The sequence below is a fragment of the Rhodococcus sp. BP-316 genome, assembly GCF_019836105.1.
In the GTDB taxonomy this organism is placed as follows: domain Bacteria; phylum Actinomycetota; class Actinomycetes; order Mycobacteriales; family Mycobacteriaceae; genus Rhodococcoides.
This window is the reverse complement of record NZ_JABUEE010000002.1, coordinates 319,771-336,958: the sequence shown is the minus strand read 5'-3', so window position 1 is coordinate 336,958 and position 17,188 is coordinate 319,771. Positions and strand designations below refer to the sequence as shown.

General features: G+C 66.8%; 15 protein-coding genes. 4 read left to right on the top strand and 11 right to left on the bottom strand.

Annotated elements, in window-relative coordinates; translation table 11 throughout:
• Positions 1 to 195 precede the first annotated feature (195 nt).
• Together HQ312_RS04905 and HQ312_RS04900 are read left to right on the top strand one after the other, a co-directional pair.
• A complete protein-coding gene (locus HQ312_RS04905; protein WP_222637988.1) occupies positions 196 to 804 on the top strand; it encodes an acyltransferase in 609 nt (202 codons plus the stop codon).
• Positions 801 to 2,585: a glycosyltransferase family 2 protein gene (locus tag HQ312_RS04900; protein ID WP_222637987.1), complete on the top strand. Its 1,785-nt coding sequence runs from the start codon at positions 801 to 803 to the stop codon at positions 2,583 to 2,585. The genes HQ312_RS04905 and HQ312_RS04900 overlap by 4 nt, the downstream gene beginning before the upstream one ends.
• Here HQ312_RS04900 and HQ312_RS04895 read toward each other — a convergent pair.
• Positions 2,580 to 3,863, bottom strand: a complete 1,284-nt coding sequence (locus HQ312_RS04895; protein ID WP_222637986.1) for a hypothetical protein — start codon at positions 3,861 to 3,863, stop codon at positions 2,580 to 2,582. The genes HQ312_RS04900 and HQ312_RS04895 overlap by 6 nt on opposite strands.
• Positions 3,864 to 4,074: 211 nt before the next feature.
• Between HQ312_RS04895 and HQ312_RS04890 the strand changes: the two genes are divergently transcribed.
• Positions 4,075 to 5,457, top strand: coding sequence for an O-antigen ligase (locus HQ312_RS04890; protein WP_222637985.1), 1,383 nt, complete (start codon positions 4,075 to 4,077; stop codon positions 5,455 to 5,457).
• Position 5,458: 1 nt separating this feature from the next.
• Positions 5,459 to 6,367 carry a hypothetical protein gene (locus HQ312_RS04885; RefSeq protein WP_222637984.1) on the top strand — a complete coding sequence of 303 codons (909 nt, stop codon included), beginning with the start codon at positions 5,459 to 5,461 and terminating at the stop codon, positions 6,365 to 6,367.
• Positions 6,368 to 6,373: 6 nt separating this feature from the next.
• Here the strand turns inward: HQ312_RS04885 and HQ312_RS04880 are convergent, their stop codons facing one another.
• The 10 genes from HQ312_RS04880 to HQ312_RS04835 form a co-directional block, all read right to left on the bottom strand.
• Positions 6,374 to 7,396 carry a glycosyltransferase family 2 protein gene (locus tag HQ312_RS04880; protein WP_222637983.1) on the bottom strand — a complete coding sequence of 341 codons (1,023 nt, stop codon included), beginning with the start codon at positions 7,394 to 7,396 and terminating at the stop codon, positions 6,374 to 6,376.
• A gap of 56 nt (positions 7,397 to 7,452) precedes the next feature.
• The gene (locus tag HQ312_RS04875) at positions 7,453 to 8,514 is read right to left on the bottom strand and encodes a glycosyltransferase (protein ID WP_222637982.1); all 1,062 of its coding nucleotides are present in this window, start codon (positions 8,512 to 8,514) and stop codon (positions 7,453 to 7,455) included.
• The gene (locus HQ312_RS04870) at positions 8,511 to 9,485 is read right to left on the bottom strand and encodes a hypothetical protein (RefSeq protein WP_222637981.1); all 975 of its coding nucleotides are present in this window, start codon (positions 9,483 to 9,485) and stop codon (positions 8,511 to 8,513) included. Before HQ312_RS04870 ends, HQ312_RS04875 begins: the two co-directional genes overlap by 4 nt.
• A gap of 275 nt (positions 9,486 to 9,760) precedes the next feature.
• Positions 9,761 to 11,218: an oligosaccharide flippase family protein gene (locus HQ312_RS04865; protein ID WP_222637980.1), complete on the bottom strand. Its 1,458-nt coding sequence runs from the start codon at positions 11,216 to 11,218 to the stop codon at positions 9,761 to 9,763.
• A complete protein-coding gene (locus tag HQ312_RS04860) occupies positions 11,215 to 12,339 on the bottom strand; it encodes a DegT/DnrJ/EryC1/StrS aminotransferase family protein (RefSeq protein ID WP_222637979.1) in 1,125 nt (374 codons plus the stop codon). Before HQ312_RS04860 ends, HQ312_RS04865 begins: the two co-directional genes overlap by 4 nt.
• Complete coding sequence (locus HQ312_RS04855; RefSeq protein WP_222637978.1) at positions 12,336 to 12,983, bottom strand: acetyltransferase; 648 nt, start codon at positions 12,981 to 12,983, stop codon at positions 12,336 to 12,338. Before HQ312_RS04855 ends, HQ312_RS04860 begins: the two co-directional genes overlap by 4 nt.
• Positions 12,980 to 14,113, bottom strand: a complete 1,134-nt coding sequence (locus HQ312_RS04850) for a DegT/DnrJ/EryC1/StrS family aminotransferase (RefSeq protein ID WP_222637977.1) — start codon at positions 14,111 to 14,113, stop codon at positions 12,980 to 12,982. The genes HQ312_RS04855 and HQ312_RS04850 overlap by 4 nt, the downstream gene beginning before the upstream one ends.
• Positions 14,110 to 15,102, bottom strand: coding sequence for an SDR family NAD(P)-dependent oxidoreductase (locus HQ312_RS04845; RefSeq protein ID WP_222637976.1), 993 nt, complete (start codon positions 15,100 to 15,102; stop codon positions 14,110 to 14,112). The genes HQ312_RS04850 and HQ312_RS04845 overlap by 4 nt, the downstream gene beginning before the upstream one ends.
• Positions 15,099 to 16,157, bottom strand: coding sequence for a Gfo/Idh/MocA family protein (locus tag HQ312_RS04840; protein WP_222637975.1), 1,059 nt, complete (start codon positions 16,155 to 16,157; stop codon positions 15,099 to 15,101). The genes HQ312_RS04845 and HQ312_RS04840 overlap by 4 nt, the downstream gene beginning before the upstream one ends.
• Complete coding sequence (locus HQ312_RS04835; protein WP_222637974.1) at positions 16,154 to 17,098, bottom strand: WecB/TagA/CpsF family glycosyltransferase; 945 nt, start codon at positions 17,096 to 17,098, stop codon at positions 16,154 to 16,156. Before HQ312_RS04835 ends, HQ312_RS04840 begins: the two co-directional genes overlap by 4 nt.
• Positions 17,099 to 17,188: the final 90 nt, after the last annotated feature.

The following is a 17,188-nucleotide window of genomic DNA, read 5'->3' as shown; positions in this document are numbered from 1 at the left end:
ACCCCTCCTCGACTCGCCGGTTCCGCGGGTTCGGGGAGGGGTGCGGTCGTCGGTCGGTCGAATGAGTGACACGGGCTCGACGCGACCGTAGCGTTCTCGGGCATATGCCCCGTTTCCCATCGTGACGCGGTCTCTCGCGACTGTTTCTCGGTTTGCCGAACACCTCGGGGCGAGCGCGACGACGAGGAGCACGACATGGCGGAACCGACGACGAGTACGGGCGCGGTTCGAGCCACCTCGTTCTTCGTGCACCCCGCAGCCCTCTGCGAGAGCGACTCGGTCGGCGACGGGACCCGGGTCTGGGCGTTCGCACACGTTCTCGCCGGCGCCGTCGTGGGCAAGGACTGCAACGTGTGCGACCACGCCTACATCGAGGGGAGAGCCGTGGTCGGCGATCGGGTCACCGTCAAGAACCGGGTCCTGATCTTCGACGGAGTCACCGTGCAGGACGACGTGTTCCTCGGCCCGGGCGTCACCTTCACCAACGACCTCCGCCCACGCGCCCACGTCAAGAAAGGGCCGGACGCGCTGATGCGCACTCTGGTGGAGCAGGGTGCCACCCTCGGCGCGGGTGTCGTGGTGGTGTGCGGCACGACGATCGGTCGTCACGCGTTCGTCGCCGCCGGTGCCGTCGTGACTCGGGATGTCCCGGATCATGCCGTCGTGGTGGGTAATCCGGCACGTCGCATCGGGTGGGCCTGCCGGTGCGGCGAAAGCCTTCCGGAGGATCTCGTGTGCGGCTGCGGTCTCTCGTACGGACTCGTCGACGGCGTTCCGGCACCCAGCGTGGCTCGACTTCCATGACCGAGCCGATCTCCCGCATCGAGCGTTCGACGGCCCTCTTCGTCACCGGCGGCGATGCCACCGTCACCGCCCTCGTCGTCACCTACAACAGTGCCGACTCCATCGGCGGCCTCCTCGACAGTCTGAGAACGGAAGCAGCTGGAACCACCCTCCGGGTCGTCGTGATCGACAACGACTCGGCGGACGACACCGCAGCGCGAGTACACGAACATCCCGATGTCGTGTTCGTCGAGGCCGGTGGGAATCTCGGATACGCCGCCGCGATCAACCTGGGTATGGAGCGCGTGGATCGGTCCGACGCGATCCTCGTCCTCAATCCGGACGCGCGGGTGTCCGCGGGGTGTGTCGAGGCTCTGGTGGCCGCCGTGACCGAACCCGATGTGGCCGCGGTCGTGCCGTTGCTCCAGGACGAGTACGGTTCCGTCTCTCCGTCGCTTCGTCGTGAGCCGGCCCTGCTCGCCACCGCTGTCGACGCCGTTCTCGGTGCGTACGTCCCGCGCAGACCTCGGGCACTCAGTGAGACGGTTCGCGATCCGAAGGCCTACGCCACTCCGCACGACATCGACTGGGCCACGGGTGCAGCCCTGATGATCGACGCCGATGCAGCACGTCGAGTGGGCGCGTGGGACGAACGCTTCTTCCTGTACTCGGAGGAGACCGATTTCTTCCGACGTCTCCGCACGGTGGGCCGCGTCCGGTTCGTACCCGATGCCGTGGTCGTGCACACGGGCGCCGGGTCGGGATCGTCTCAGGCACTCCAGAACCTGCTGTCCGTCAACAAGATCCGATACGCGGAGATGTATCACGGCAGACTGTGGAGCACGGCCTTCCGACTGTGTGCGGTTGTGTCCGAGATCGCGCGGACAGGATCCGCGTCCCATCGTGCGACCCTCCGAGTGCTGGTCGATCGGCGGCGCTGGACGCACCTGCCGTCAGCTCGACAACGGCCGGTCGAGGGCCGCACGGGGATGGGAACGGTCATCGTTCCCGCACACGACGAGGCAGCCATCCTCGCACGCACACTGCGACCGCTGTCCGACCTTGCCGACCGCGGGGTCGTCGAGGTCATCGTCGCCTGCAACGGCTGCACGGACGACACCGCTGACGTCGCGCGGCACTTTCCCGGCATCACCGTGATCGAGACGTCCGCCGCATCGAAGACCGAAGCAATGAACGCGGCGGATGACATCGCCATGTTCTGGCCGAGGATCTACCTCGATGCGGACGTGGTGATGACTCCGAAAGCCGTGACGGACGTTCTCACGCGGCTCACCGCGGGCGCGCCCATGTCTGCACGTCCTCGCTCCCGATACGACACCGGGCACAGTTCCTTCCTGGTGCGCCGCTACTACGCGGCCCGACAACGACTGTCGACCTTCGACGGACACCTCTGGGGTGCGGGGTGCTACGGCCTCACCGAGGAAGGCCACCGCCGCCTGGGCCGATTCCCGTCGGTCGTCGCGGACGACGTCGTCGTCGACGGACTGTTCCGGGGGGACGAGAAGTGCGTGGTACTCACCGATCCCGTGGTGATCTCGGTTCCCAGGACTGTCGCGACCTTGCGGACCGTTCTGTCCCGGACCTACCGAGGTAACACCGCCGTCGCCCGAACCACGCAGACATCGAGCACCTTCCGGGAACTTCTCCGCTCGGTGCGAGGTCCCGTCACCGCTTTCGATGCGGCGGTGTACGCCGGATTCGCACTCGTCGGACGCCGCGCCGCGCGACGCGTGGTCGACACCGGCTGGGCTCGCGACGAATCGAGCCGAATCGGATCATGACCCGGCAGGCGGGAGACCACAGCCGTCGAGTCCGGTGATGCGGTAGACGTGTGCACTGTTCGAATCCGCGAAATCGTCCACGATCACACCCTTGTCGACCTCGACCCGACGGTCCTCTCCGACCACGTCCGCGGTCGAGTCGACAGCGCAGGACAATGTCATACGTCCAGTGGCACCGCCTTGTTCGGACATCGCCAGAACATGAACCACCCCGTCGGTGTACTTGACCATCGTGTCCAGTCCCGGCGCCGACGCGAGAAACCCGTCGAGGTAGGGAGAGTTCAGGACCGGTGCCAGCTCGGTGATTCTCGCGTTGACGTCACCGACGCGCTCGAGCATGCCGCGGCCGCAGTCCAGAAGAACGTGCTGCGATCGGCACTCGCCGCCGAAGCTGTGGTTGAAGTACACGACACCCTGCGCACCGTGAATGATGCTGCTCCACACCGCACCTTCCACCTCCGCCGGTTCGATCGCTCGTCGAGATTCGGCGAACGGCTGACCGACCTCGACGAACGCCCACACCGGCTTGCTCCCCGCCGGCTCCACGAGTGATCTCACACGATCCACAGTCGCACCGTAGTTGGACGCGCGAAGGCATTCGTCGGGGTCGAGATCCACGCCGTCCTTCAGCAGCGCCCCGCCCTCGGTGGCGTCACAGATGTTGGGATCGGTGAACCAGTAGGCATCGGCGGACACCACGTCCTGGTAATCGTTCACGAACTTGCTCGACTGCTCGTCGGTTCCCCAGAACAGCACGCTCTTACCGTAATTGGTGTAGGTCAGACGCGTGCGATCACTCTTGGCCTCGAGCGCGTCCATGACCGTGTAGCCGCACTTCTCCGTTGCAGGAACGCAGATCTCGCCCTCTCCCGGGTAGAGACCTGTCCACGTCGCGTCACCCGGCCCCGCCCACATGTCGGCTTCGTCGGTGGTCACTCGACCGTCGGTGGGACCGTCTGAGCGCGACGACAGAACGTACATGCCGTTGAGGCCGATACGGGCGAGATCCGTGTCCGGTGTCGGTTCGACATACGTGGTGAACGAGGCCGCGGAGTACGAGGGCAGACGCGTGTCGTCGACCACTGATTCGGCCCAGACTCCGATGGGGAAGAACCCCGGGTCCGATGGCAGCGACGGCGAGAACTGCGAGAAGTACGTCGCCCCGCCGTCGATCTCGCGCAGCATCGGACGACCGTCGCTCCGATGTGCGCTCGACGGGACACCGCACGCGGCGGACAGCATCACTGCGCCGACCACGGCTGCTGTTCGAACCTTCACACTCGACCCTCCTGCACCACCGGATCGTGCCGTACCGACTGCACGTGTCCGCAGATCATGCCGTACCGAATGCCGGTTACACCACACGGAAGAATCATGCGATCGAACGACTTCCGGTTTACCGAACCATGAGTATGTTTGTCGGAGAAAGGCCGATGTCGGGGGATTTTCGTCTTTCGCTCTCAGCACCCGACTCGAGGATGTCGCATTGATGGCAGCACGGGGCGTTCGCGCGATCGACGTGCGGGCACCAGGGCGGGACGCCACCACAACGGTTCCGCTTCTGTTGCGCGTCACGATCTTCGCTGCCCTCGTCCTCCCCGCCAACATGGTCTTCGAGGCGATCGGTGCCTCCGGCTACCTGGCGATGCTCATCGGGCTCGCGCTGTTCGCGGTGTGGGTGGCCGCCGTGACGTGGGGCGTGCACGATCCCACGAGAGTCCGTCATCCCGCCCGCATCGGTCTCTGCCTCTTCTGGGTCGCCACCGTGGTCTCGTACCTGCGAATGGGAGGTGTCGAGCCGATCCAACGCGCCGCCGCAGATCGGTGGCTGTTGGCTCTGTTCGCGATGTCCGTCCTCGTCCTCGCCACCGCCGAATGCGTCCGCACCGTCGAGCAGGCCCTCGTCATCGCCCGCACCGTCGCTCTCGGTGCCAGTGTGACAGCCGCGGTCGCCTTGTGGCAGTTCGTCGTCAAGACCGATCCCCTCGACCTGGTCCGCTCGATGATGGTCGGTATGACCGACAACGGCGGCGGCACCACGTTTCAGGGGCGTGGCCTGCTGACCCGGGTCGCGGGTAACACCTTCACCCCCATCGAACTCGGTCTCGTCACCGCGATGATTCTGCCGTTCTGTGTGTGGCGCGCACTCTTCGACACCTCGGGACGCCACTGGGTGCACTGGTTGCAGTGCCTGCTCATCGCGTTCGCCTCGTTTCTCACGGTGTCTCGTTCAGCTGTGCTGGGTCTCGTCGTCGCCGCCGTCGTCACGGTGCCGTTTCTTCCCCGGTACGCCCGACGGTGGGCAGCGATCGCCATTCCCGTTCTCATCGTCGGCGTGTTCGTCACGGTTCCCGGCCTCATCGCCACGCTCAGTGCCACCGTGCGCGCCGACAGCGGAAACGATCCGTCCCTGGCGACTCGGGTGAACAACTACCCCCGAGTGCAAGCCATGATCGTCGAACGCCCGTGGTTCGGTACAGGGCCGGCGACGTACTTGCCCACCAACGCACTGGAGATACTCGACAATCAGTACCTGCACACGGCCGTGGAGATGGGGCTGTTCGGGCTCGCTGCGCTCGTCGCACTCTTCCTCTGCCCCATCGTCGCCTCGCTGTCGGTGGCTCTGTGGTCGCGGGACCCGGCACTGAAGTTGCTCGCGGCGAGCGCCGCCGCGGCGTGTCTGGTCGCGGCCGTGGGGTCGGCCACGTTCGATTCGCTCTCGTTTCCGGTGTTTCGGCTCATCTGCCCGGTCTTCTTCGGCATGTCCGGCGTCGTCTGGATCATGGCCCGGAACGCGCCCTCCCGCTCTGCAGCACCATCGCACACGGCCGACTCACCCGGCCCGTCAGTTCGTTTCAGTGAGAGGACCTGATATGGATCCGATGTCGGTACTGCGCATCCTGTGGCGACACAAACTCGTCGCCCTGCCGTTCGTCGTCCTGACGATCGCCTTGTTCACGGGCGCCCTGTTCTTCGGGCCTCGCGCGTACCAGGCCACTGCCAGCTACGCGATGATCACGCCGTCGCTGCCGAGTGCGATCGAGATCGAATCGAGCCCGGCGCTGGGAGCGGCGACCGACAATCCCTACCTCCGGTCCGCCGACCCGACACTGGTTCTGCAAGTAGGCAAGACGCGGCTGTCGTCGGAGGAGTCGGTGCGGACACTGCAGTCCGAAGGATTGTCGACCGACTTCGTCGTCGGATCGGGACTGTCCACCAGTGCACAGATTCTCACGATCACAGCGAACGCGGAGAGTCCGGAGGTGGCGGTCCGGAGCGCGCAACGGTTGGGTGAGATCCTCGATGATCAGATACGCCAGGTGCAGCTCGTGAACGGCGCGTCGGAGCGCTACCTGATCACGGTCCAGACGATCAACGAAGCAACCGGCGCCGCGGAGCGTGTGTCCAGCCGACTGCGCAACGCTGCCGTCGCCGGCATCGGCGGAGTCGTCCTGCTCATCGCAGCGGTGGCGACAGCACGCGTTCTCGACGAACGCCGTTCCGGCGCAACCAGGTCCACACCGGACACCCGGGTGGTCGCCGAAACGCCGACGACCGTCCGCGATGTGTCGCATCAGCCGCAGAACCCGGTCCGCCGCGACCCGATGCCGCACCGTCCGGCCGATCCCCCGCGTCCGCTCGCACCTCGCACGGGGCCTCCACGGATCGCACCGAGCCCGCCGGTTCGCCGTGGTCAGATCGTGACTCCCCCTGCCAACGGTCACGCATCGCGTCTCGGTGCACGGCCGGCGCCGGTCAGTCAGAGTCCACGGAGCAAGTGACTCGCATCAGAAGGTGCCGTCGCGGTGCCACCGCCGCCAGGAAGCGTCCGTCCGCACCTTTCTGGCCAGGCGGCGCCCGACATACAGAGGGTGCGTCGCCGACCCGCGACCTCGGCGCATCCGCCGGCTGAGAGTGCGCCACCCGTCGAGCGACGTCGGGTCCTCCACCGCGTCACGCACGAAAGCGACATACCGGTCCACGAGGTCTTGGTCGACCACCCGTCGATCGTAACAGCCGGTGGCCATGGCGATCCCGTACTCGGCCACGGCTCGAACCGCGGTGCGATGCAGCTCGGCGGCGGCGGGAATCTGCCCAGCCGGCCCGGAGAACAGCACGTCGAACGCGTCCCTCCGCTCGTACAGATCACGCAGTGGATCCACTTCACGACTGGACAGACTCCGCGGGTGATCCCGGTGCCACGCCTGGTCGACGCCGCGGATGTACGCCACGTCCGCGAACGCCGCGATGCGAAACCACATCTCCATGTCATGCGTGTGCGCCAGCGGCATCTGCCCACCGACTCGGTCCACCACTGACTTCCGCATGAGTACCTCGGGCGAGGTGATCACGTTCAGCCCGTCGCGACACCTGTCCGCCAACCATTCTCGCCCCGACCAGATGGTCCATCCCGTCGGTGAGATCCGCGGTGCCGGCAAGTGCTCGTCCGCGACGTGGAGGGGATGCCCGTACACGAGTCCCACCTCGGGATGGGCACGAGCGAGTGCAACCGCTCGGTGCAGTGACCCGGGGGTGAGCATGTCGTCGGCATCGAGTCTCACCAGGTACTCACCCGAAGCGACGCGGAGACCGTCGTTGAACGTGTCGACCGGGCCTCGATTGTGGTGGTGGGCCACGACGGACACCCGTCGGTCCGTCGCCGCCCACCGCCTCGCGATCGCGAGGCTTCCGTCGGTCGAGGCGTCGTCCACCACGATCACCTCCACAGACACGCCCACCTGCGAGAGAACGCTCGTCACAGCGTCGGAGAGGTAGTCGGCATAGTCGAAACACGGGATCACGACCGACACGGTTGATGTGTCCGTCTCCACGGCCGCCGGGCTCTCACGACGGAACGACGCCGGTCTCATGTTCCGTATCTCCGCCACCGACGCCACCTCGTGGCCCATCGCACGTCGTGGAGGCGCACTGTCGACACCCGCCTCGCACGCGACACCGGCCCCCGCGTCCGCCGCTCGTAGGAACGCCAGATTCGACGGTCGCGTAGTGACGGGTCGCAGTCGACGGCGAACTGAGCGAGCTCGGCAGCGGACCGATCCGTGCCGTCCGCCGTCCGATCCTGGTGCACTATCGCTGATCTCAACGCCTCGAGTGCGACGGAGCGTCGAGCTTTGTCCGCCCACGCCTCGCGGGCCGGCAGCGACGCCCCGTCGGTCGCGAAGAACCGGTCGAACACCGCCCGCCGCTCGGCGGTCTCCGTGAGAAGGTGCCCACCGAAGTCGGTCATGTGCATGTTCGCGCCGTGAACGCGGTAGAACGCCTGGTCCGGACCGTTCACCCGCCCCACTGATCCGAGGGTGGCCGCCCGCATCCACAGCAACATGTCCGCGGCCTGGGGGTACGCGGCATCGTAGCCCCCGAGCTGCTTCATCACCGACGTCCGCAGCACCGCCTCGGGATTGACGATGATGTTCGTGCCGCGTGCGCAGATCCTGTCGATCCACTCGTCACCGCCGAACACGGACCAGTGACGCACGCGCGTGGTGGACGGTGGAACAACGTCGGTGAAGGTGGGGGCGTGACCGTAGACCAGCGCCACCTCGGGGCAGGCCTCCATCAGCGCGACCGAACGCTGGAGCGAGCCCTCCGACAACATGTCGTCGGCCGAGAGCAACACGACGTAGTCGCCCGTCGCCCGCAGGAGCCCGTCGTTGTACGTCGCGATGTGCCGCATGTTGTGCTCGTGCTGGACGACAGTCACGCGCTCGTCCGACGACGCGAGCCGGGCCGCGACGTCTCGCGATCCGTCGATGGATGCGTCGTCGACGATGATGACGTCGACCTCGACCCCGGGCTGATCGAGTATCCCCTGCACCGCATCCTGGAGAAAATGCCCGTAGTTGTAACAGGGGACGACGACAGTGACGCTGGGGGCGGACCGTAGTTCGCGCGGTCGAATTCGTCTCATCTCACGTCCTCGTGGTCGGGCGCCCGGCTGCCGGACCGTGTCGACCGCTCGATCGCACTCACCAGGATCGCACCGGAGTCGCCCCATGTCGTGTGCGATACGTGCGATGCGGCCCTGCGCGCACGATGTGCGATCACGTCGGGCGGCGTGTCCACCGCCGCGCACAGCGCGTTCGCGATGTCAGTCGGTGTCGGCCGTACCCAGGTGACCCCGGGGTGGGTCACGTCGGCCCGTGCCAGCGGACTGTCGTTCACCAGCACCATGGAACCGCAGGACAGCATCTCCTCGACGACCAGAGAGATGTTGGTGAACGACATCCCGATTCCACAGATGGTCGAGTTGTACAGTGCCGCCAGCTCGTACGGCTCCCTGTGCCCGTGGTGCACGACGTCGGCCGTCATCATGGGCGGTCGCTCACCGATCAGGTGGATGACCTGGTCCGGGCGTCGGGCATGGAAGCGGTCGATGCCCAGTGCAGCGAGCGCGGACCCCCGACGGGCGGTGTCCGGGCGTGAGTAGAAAGCGATCCCGTTGCGCGGCAGTGACGCTCGCAGGGAGTACACCTCCGTGTCACGGCCGAAGGGAATCAGGGTGCAGTCGACACCTGTGTGCGTTCTGATCTGGTCGTGCACCATGTGACCGAGTGCCAGGATCTCGAACCCGAACCTGTAGGTGTCCTCTGCCAGACTGTATTCCGAGCCACGTGGGTAGAAGTACGGCTCGTAGTCCTGAACGAAGTAGTACCGGCGGCCGGGCACCGACGGTCGGGACCCCAGTACATGTGCGGTCTGCCACGACGTGGCGACGACGGCGTCCGTTCCTCGGATCCCGTCGTCGACGTCTGCGACATCCGCCCGCACCTCGGGCCAGTGACGACGAATGATTCGCGTGTAGCGCTCGAGGTCGACTCCGTGCGGGTCGTACAGGTGGATCACGCACTCGTGGCCCGCCGCCTCGAGCGCACCGACCATCCGGAACATCGTCGTGTGTCCACCCGACCCCGGACCCGGCGGTGCGCAGATCCACGAGACCGTCGCCGTGATCGGGTCCGCGGTCGTGTGCCGTGGTTCAGCACTTCGTACGGTCGTGGAGTCGGTGATGTCCCCGGGCCGGAGAGGGAACTCCAGCGAACTCGCATTTGTCATGCGATAAGCCCTGCGCGCCAGGCGTTTCGTGAGCTCGTCGAGGTCTCGGCCGCGAACGAGACGTTCGAGCCTGGACCTGCCGTTCGGCGTGCGTGAAAGAGTCATCCGCGGTGTCCCCCAGTCCGTCCGGCCGGTGTGGTTCGGGAGCGCTCGATCACACCGGTGATCCAGTGGTGGATGAATCCCGCGTAGACCAGGGCCCCCACCAGTCCCGCCATCGATGCCTGCAGAACGGGCTCGTCGAAAGTGCGTGTCACGACGATGACCGGACACACCGTCGCGGCGAAGGCGAGCACCGGAGGCGCACACGCGACGGTGAGGGCGTGAATGTCCGCACCGATCCGCCGGGCGGCCCACAGGTAGGCGGGGAGGACTATCAGCAGTCCGACGAGCGAGTGTGACCACGCGACTCCCACGATGCCGTTCAGGTGCGCGCCCACGACGGCCGCCGGCACCAGTGCCGAGATCCACAGCACCTGTACCCAGAACACCGGGCGAGATGCTCCGCGTGCGGTCAGATACGTGGCGAGCAGGTCGAACATGACACGCAGTGCACCGAACACCCCCAGAGCGGCCAACGCACCCGCCGCTCCGGACCATTCCGAGCCGTACAGCGTGTCGACTATCGGGACCGCCAGCAGAGCGATGAGTCCGCCGGCCGGCAGGGCGGCGGCCCACGTCAGAGCACCGGCGCGAGCGAGAGACCGATCCCGCGTTCCGTCCGCGTCGTCGATCGCAGCGCGTGCGAACCACGGAAGTGCCACCGAGCGGACAGCCTGACCTATCGCGGTCATCGGCCAGCTCGACACGTTGAATGCCAGAACGTACAGGCCCAGAGCCACCTGACCGCTGACACGACCGACGACGACGTTGTCCGAGCTGATCACGGCCCAGGACAACAGGTTCGCGCCCGCGATCGGTACGCCGAACCGCACAGCCGGACCGGCCCTGCGCATGTCGAAGCCGAATCGCGGACGTGCTCCCGCTGCCACGAATTGAACCGTCGTCGCCGCCGACTGAGCCGCGACTCGGGAGATCGCCAGTGCGAGCGGCCCCATACCGAGGAGGACGAGAATGATCGTGACCGTCGTGCCGACCACGAAGTCGGCGGCCGCGGCCAGCATCAATCGCTTCTGCTGATAGCGGCGTTGCAGCATCGCGAACGGCACGACCCCTGCGGATCCGATCGGTATCGCCAGCGCCATGACCGTCACGACGGACGCGGAACCGTCGACACCGAAGAATCGCTCGATCGTGGCCGCCGACATCACCACCGCGAGACAGAGAACGGTGCCCACACCGAGGCTGACGGTCGCGACTGTCGGCGCATCACCGTCGGGATCCGTGGATCGGACCAGCCCGGCACCGAGACCGAGATCCGAGATCGACATCAGGATGGTGGACACCGTGAGAGCGACGGCGAAGACACCGAAGTCCGACGGCCCCAGCAGACGCGCCAGGACGACCCCCACGACGAGAGTGCCGACACGCAGCAGCAGCGAGCCACCCGTTCCCCAGGCCAGTGCTCGGCCGACTGTCGGCTCCGCTGCCGTGGTCACGGTACGGACGAGACCACGGGCCGCATCGCCCCCGCCATCACGTCGGCGACCCGCTCCTGCTGCGCCGCGGTGATGTGGGCGAACATCGGCAGGGACAGGATTCTGTCCGAGGCCGCCTCGGACACCGGGAAGCTGCCGGGTCCTCTGCCCAGGTGCCGGTAGGCCTCGGTCAGGTGGATCGGCGTCGGGTAGTGGATTCCCGTGCCGATACCCGCAGCCGCCAGTTCGGCCGCCACCCGGTCACGATCGTCGAGTTGCACGACGTAGAGGTGCCACACGTCGACATTGCCCGGGAGCGATTGCGGGAGAGTGAGTTCGGCGATGCCACTGAGCAGATCGGCGTAGCGCGCGGCGGCGGCGCGCCGAGCGTCGTTCCACCGGTCCAGACGCGCCAACTTCGCCGACAGCACGACTGCCTGCAGCGCGTCGAGTCGTGAGTTCACACCCACGACATCGTGGACGTACTTCCGAGAACTGCCGTGCGCCGCGATGGTGCGCACGCGGTCGGCCAGGAGGGGGTCGGACGTCACGACGGCACCGGCATCGCCGGCGGCACCGAGATTCTTGCCGGGATAGAAACTGGTCGCCGCGGCCACGCCGAGAGAGCCGGCCGGGCGGCCGTGCCGCGTCGCACCCTGTGACTGGGCGGCGTCCTCGATCACCACAGTGCCGTCGGCCTCGCACAGTCGAATCAGTTCTTCCACCGGCGCCGTCTGACCGTAGAGGTGAACCGGAAGAACGGCAGCGGTTCTCGACGTCAGCGCACGCTCGACGGCCGCAGGATCGATGAGGAGTGACGTCGGGTCGACGTCGACGAGTACCGGTGTCGCCCCGACCCTCGACACCGCTTCCGCCGTCGCGATGAACGTGTTCGCCGGGAGAACGACTTCGTCTCCTGCACCCACACCGACGGCTCGCAACGCCAATTCGATGGCGTCGGTACCGTTTCCGACACCCACACAGTGGTCCACTCCGACGAACTCGGCGTACGCAGATTCGAACTCGCCGACGGCCGGACCGCCGATGAAAGCCGCTCGACGCAGGATGTCCTCCACTCGCGGCATGATCTCGTCGTGGATCTCCGCCTGCTGTGCGGCGAGGTCGACGAAGGGAACGCTCATGCCGCACCTGCGCCGGTCATCGGCACGGCCGGGCATCCCACCCGCGTCTCACCGGGCGGGACGTCGGACACCGCCACCGCCGCCATGCCCAGAACACTGCCTCGGCCCACGGTGAGATTCTCACGTACCGAGCTGTTCATTCCCAGGTACGCACCGCTCTGTACGTGCACTCCACCTCCCAGAACTGTTCCTGCGCAGAGAGTCACGTAATCATCGACCGTGCAGTCGTGTGTCAGGACCACGTGGGGCATCACCACCACGTGAGCACCGACCGTGACGTCGGCGGTGAGAACAGACCCCGCGAGAATCACCGAACCGGCACCCACCGTGCATCCCTGCGGAATGCGCACGGAGGGATCCACGATCGTCGCGAAGCGGGACGGCTCGACTCCACCGGCGACGACGCGCCGCACGATGGCGGCGCGAGCCGACCCGGATCCGGCGCAGACCACGAACGAGCACTCGGGATGATCGACGGCGTCGCGACTGGTTCCCGCGATCGTCCACGATCCGAAGCGCGTTCCGACTCTGCGCAGGTCGTCGTCCAGCACCGCGACCACATGGTGCTCGCCACCGGCCCGGACAGCGGCGGCGACCTCGCGAGCGAGGCCGGACGCGGCGATGATCACCAAGGATCTGCTCATGACGTCCTCGACATCACCGCGACCACGCGGTCGTGCTCGTCGTCCGTCATCGCGTGGAACAGCGGCAGAATCAACGTCGACGCGGTGAGATGCTCGGTGACCGTCAGATCGCCCATCACGGCGTCACTTCCGATATAGGCCGGTTGCAGGTGCGTGGCCATGATTCCGCGACGTGCCGAGATGTCGTGCGCTGCAAGGTCACGAAGGTAGTCGTCGCGACTGCGAGCGGCGTCCGCTCCGATCTCGACCCAGAAGGACTGGAAGTTGCCCTCTCCGTCGTCCGGATCACCCACGCATCGGAGGCCCGAGACATGTGCCAGTGCTTCTCGGTACCGCCCGGCCAGCGCGCGACGTCGCTCGATCACGGCATCGAGCTTCGTCAGCTGCACCAGGCCGACGGCAGCCTGCAGGTCCGTCATCCGATAGTTGTAGGCGACCTCGGTGTACGACTCGGCGGCGGGCAGCGTGTCCTGGTGACGGTCCGCGGCCGACTTGCTCGTCGCGTGCTCACGCAGTGCACGTGCACGTTCCGCCCATTCCGGCCGATCGGTGGTGATCATCCCGCCCTCACCGGTGGTGAGGATCTTCCGCGGGTGGAACGACCATGCGGCGATGTCGGCACTCACCCCCACCGGACGGCCACGGTAGGTGGCTCCGGCACCACACGCGGCATCTTCGACCAGCACGATGTTCGACGGTGCGGTCACCCGGCGGATGTCGTCCACCGCGACGGGGACGCCGCCCTGGTCGACGGCGATGACAGCACGGGTCCGCGGCGTCAGCACCCTCTTGACCGTGTCGCCGTCGATGTTGCCGGTGATCCGGTCGACATCGGCGAACACGGGCCTGGCGCCGACGTACCGCACTGCGTTCGCCGTGGCCACGAACGAGAACGACGGAACGATCACGTCGTCACCCGGTCCGATGCCGGCCACCACCAGGGCGAGATGGAGACCCGTCGTGCAACTGCTGACCGCCACGGCGTGCGCGACCTGCATGCGAGCCGCGAAGGCGCTCTCGAACTCGGCGACCCGCGGTCCCTGAGCGATCCAACCGGACTCGAGCGCCGCCGTGACGGCAGCCACCTCGTCGGCGCCCAACCACGGGCGCATCACGTCGATCCGCGTCACGTCGCAGACACCGCGAGGCCGGACACAGCAAGGCGGCGCGGCCGCCACCAGTCGACGAGCGCGCGCAGTCCGCTGTCGAGATCCACCGACGGCGCATAGCCGAGGTCGCGAGAGGCTGCCGTCGTGTCCGCCAGCCGGCGGGTGACCGCGTTGACGGTCCGAGCAGGTCCGAACTCGATCGGAAGATCCGAGTCCATCACTCGCAGCAGCGCTTCGGCGAGCTCCCGCAGACTCGTCTCACGACCGCTCCCGATGTTGTACACGCCGTCCACGACGGACGACGAGGCGGCGGCGACGTTCGCCCGAGCGATGTCCTCCGTGTAGGCGAAGTCCATGGTCTGGGTACCGTCACCGAAGATGAGCGGGGAACGGCCGTCCTCGATTCGCTCCATCCAGCGGACGAGCACCTCGGTGTACAGCCCGTGAACGTCCATGCGCGGCCCGTAGACGTTGAAGTAACGCAGGGAGACGTGGTCAGTGCCGTACATGGCGCGGAAGCTGCGCAACATCCCCTCACCGAACGACTTCGCGGCACCGTAGAACGTGTCGTTGTTGTGGTGGTGGTGACGCTCGTTCGTCGGAAAGGATTCCGCGAGACCGTAGACCGAAGCGGAGGAGGCGGACACGATCTTGCTCACCCCGTGTGCGGCCGCTGCCTCGTACACGGTGAAGGTGCCGTCCACGAGCACTTCCAGAGCGAGCCGGGGCTCCTCCGCGCACTGCGTGATGCGAATCGCTGCCTGGTGGAAGACCACATCCGCCCCGGACACCACGTCGTTCACGAGGTCTCGGTCACGAATGTCGCCCTCCACCAGCTCGACCCGTGGATCGGACAGTGACGTGTCGAGGTTCTCACGGCGACCACGGGTGAGGTTGTCGAGAACGATCACCCGCGCACACCCGGCCTCGACGAGCTGGTCGACGATGGTCGATCCGATGGTGCCGGCACCGCCGGTGACCACCGTCGTCGCGCCGTTCAGGTCAGTCATTCCATGTCTCCGGTCTCGGGGTCGACGGCACGGGGACGAACGGGGCGTCCGTGATTCGCTGCGCTGTCGGTGGCGGCTTCGAGCACGGACAGCACTCGGAGTCCGGCGGTACCGTCCGTTCGAGCAGGACGGTCTTCTCTGATCGCGGACGCGAACTCTCCGACCATGGTGTGGAGGGCCTCCGTCTCGGCGAGCGCGGGAACGGTGATGTCGCCCAACCGATACGACACCGCCGCACGACGCTTCTCGTCCGCTCCCGGCTGGCCCAGATGTACTCCACGATCGTGGATCGACACTCTGCGCAGGGGGTCGAGGTCGTCCCAGACGAGGGTGCGGTGGCTGCCACCGATCACCATCTGACGAATCTTCGTCGGCGACAGCCAATTCACGGACACGTGCGCCGAGGCACCGTCCTCCAGACCCAGCGTCAGATGTGACACGCAGGATCGGCCGGCGCCGAGCGGGTCGGAACCTGTGGCCGACACCCGCGTCGGGGCGAGCCCGCCGGGAAGCACGAAATCGAGAATCGACAGGTCGTGCGGTGCGAGGTCCCACAGTACGTCGACATCGGGCTGAATCAGACCGAGATTGATCCGTGTCGACTCGATGTAGAGGACTCGTCCCAACATACCCTTGTGCAGGACATCGTGGATGTACTGCACTGCAGGCGTGTAGCAGTACGTGTGGTCGATCATCAGGACCAGTCCGGCGTCCCGAGCCGCTCGGACCATCTTCCCGGCGTCCACGGATCCGGGCGCCAGGGGCTTCTCCACCAGGACGTGTTTTCCTGCGGCCAGGGCAGCGAGAGCGATCGGGGCGTGGGACGCCGCGGGCGTCGCGATCGCGACGGCATCGATGTCGGACCTGCCGAGAAGCACGTCGACATCGGTCTCGATCTCCACGGTCGACCGCGACCCGACCACACGCTCGGCCCGGCTCCTGTCCCGGTCACACACCGCGACGAGATCCCACGACGGATGATTTCTGAAGTTGCGCACCAAGTTCGGACCCCAGTAGCCGGCGCCGATGACAGCAACGCCGTACGGCCTGCTCACGAGTCACCCTGCCGACGGTCCGACGACGGGTCGGAGTCGGCGACCAGATAGGCACCACGCAGACGGAACCACGCCTCCGGCCCCTGGACGATGTAGCGACGTGCGAGGCGCCGTGGCTCACGGGCGAGGCGATAGAGCCACTCGAATCCGTGATCGCTCATGAAGCGCGGCGCACGTGTGGAATCACCGGCCATGAAATCCGTTGCGGCGCCGAAGGCGAGGAGCAATCGCGCTCCGGTGTGGTCCCCGTACCGTTCGATCCAGAGCTCCTGAACCGGTTTGCCGAAGCTGACCACCACGATGTCCGCACCGGACTCGCGCACCGACTCGGCCAATTCGCGGCCCAGTGTCTCGTCCTGGACCGTCCGGCGGTCGGGAGCCCAGTAGCCCGCCACCCGCAGTGCCGGGTGATTGCGTGTCAGACGGCGCCGGAGGCGTTCGTGGACCTGAGGGGTGCCCCCGAGGAACCCGACCGAAGCGCCGGCTGTCTCTGCGAGAGAGAGGATCTCGGGAAGCAGGTCGGATCCCGTGAGTCGTGGCCACTTGGTTCCGGTGAGATCGTTCGCACGGTCCACGATCGGCTGACCGTCGGCCAGCAGCAGCCATTCATGAGTGGGTCGCTCGTCCGGCAGGTTCAACCTGGACCGCTCGATGCCACCGAAGTGGTGGATGTGGTCGAGGTTGACCGATCCGATCGCGAGGGGCTTGCCGCCCTTCAACCTGTCCCCGACCAGGCCCAGAACATGCGGGGTACCGCACAGGTCCACCCGAGTACCCGCCACGATCATGCGTGCGGTTCGTTGCGGGGAAGTCCGCGTCGGCTCTGTTCGGATGTCGACTGCCGTGCCGTCACCGACCGCGTCGTCGATCGCGGCGGTGAGATGCAGAGCTGCAGAAGTGGGTGTGCTCTCGCTCGAACCGAGTGCAGTGGAAAGCTTCATGGGTCACCTCGATGATCGACACTGATCCGAGCCGTGGGAGTCGCACGGCGTGCGCGGGATCCGCCACCGCATGACGGAGTCGGGTCCCTG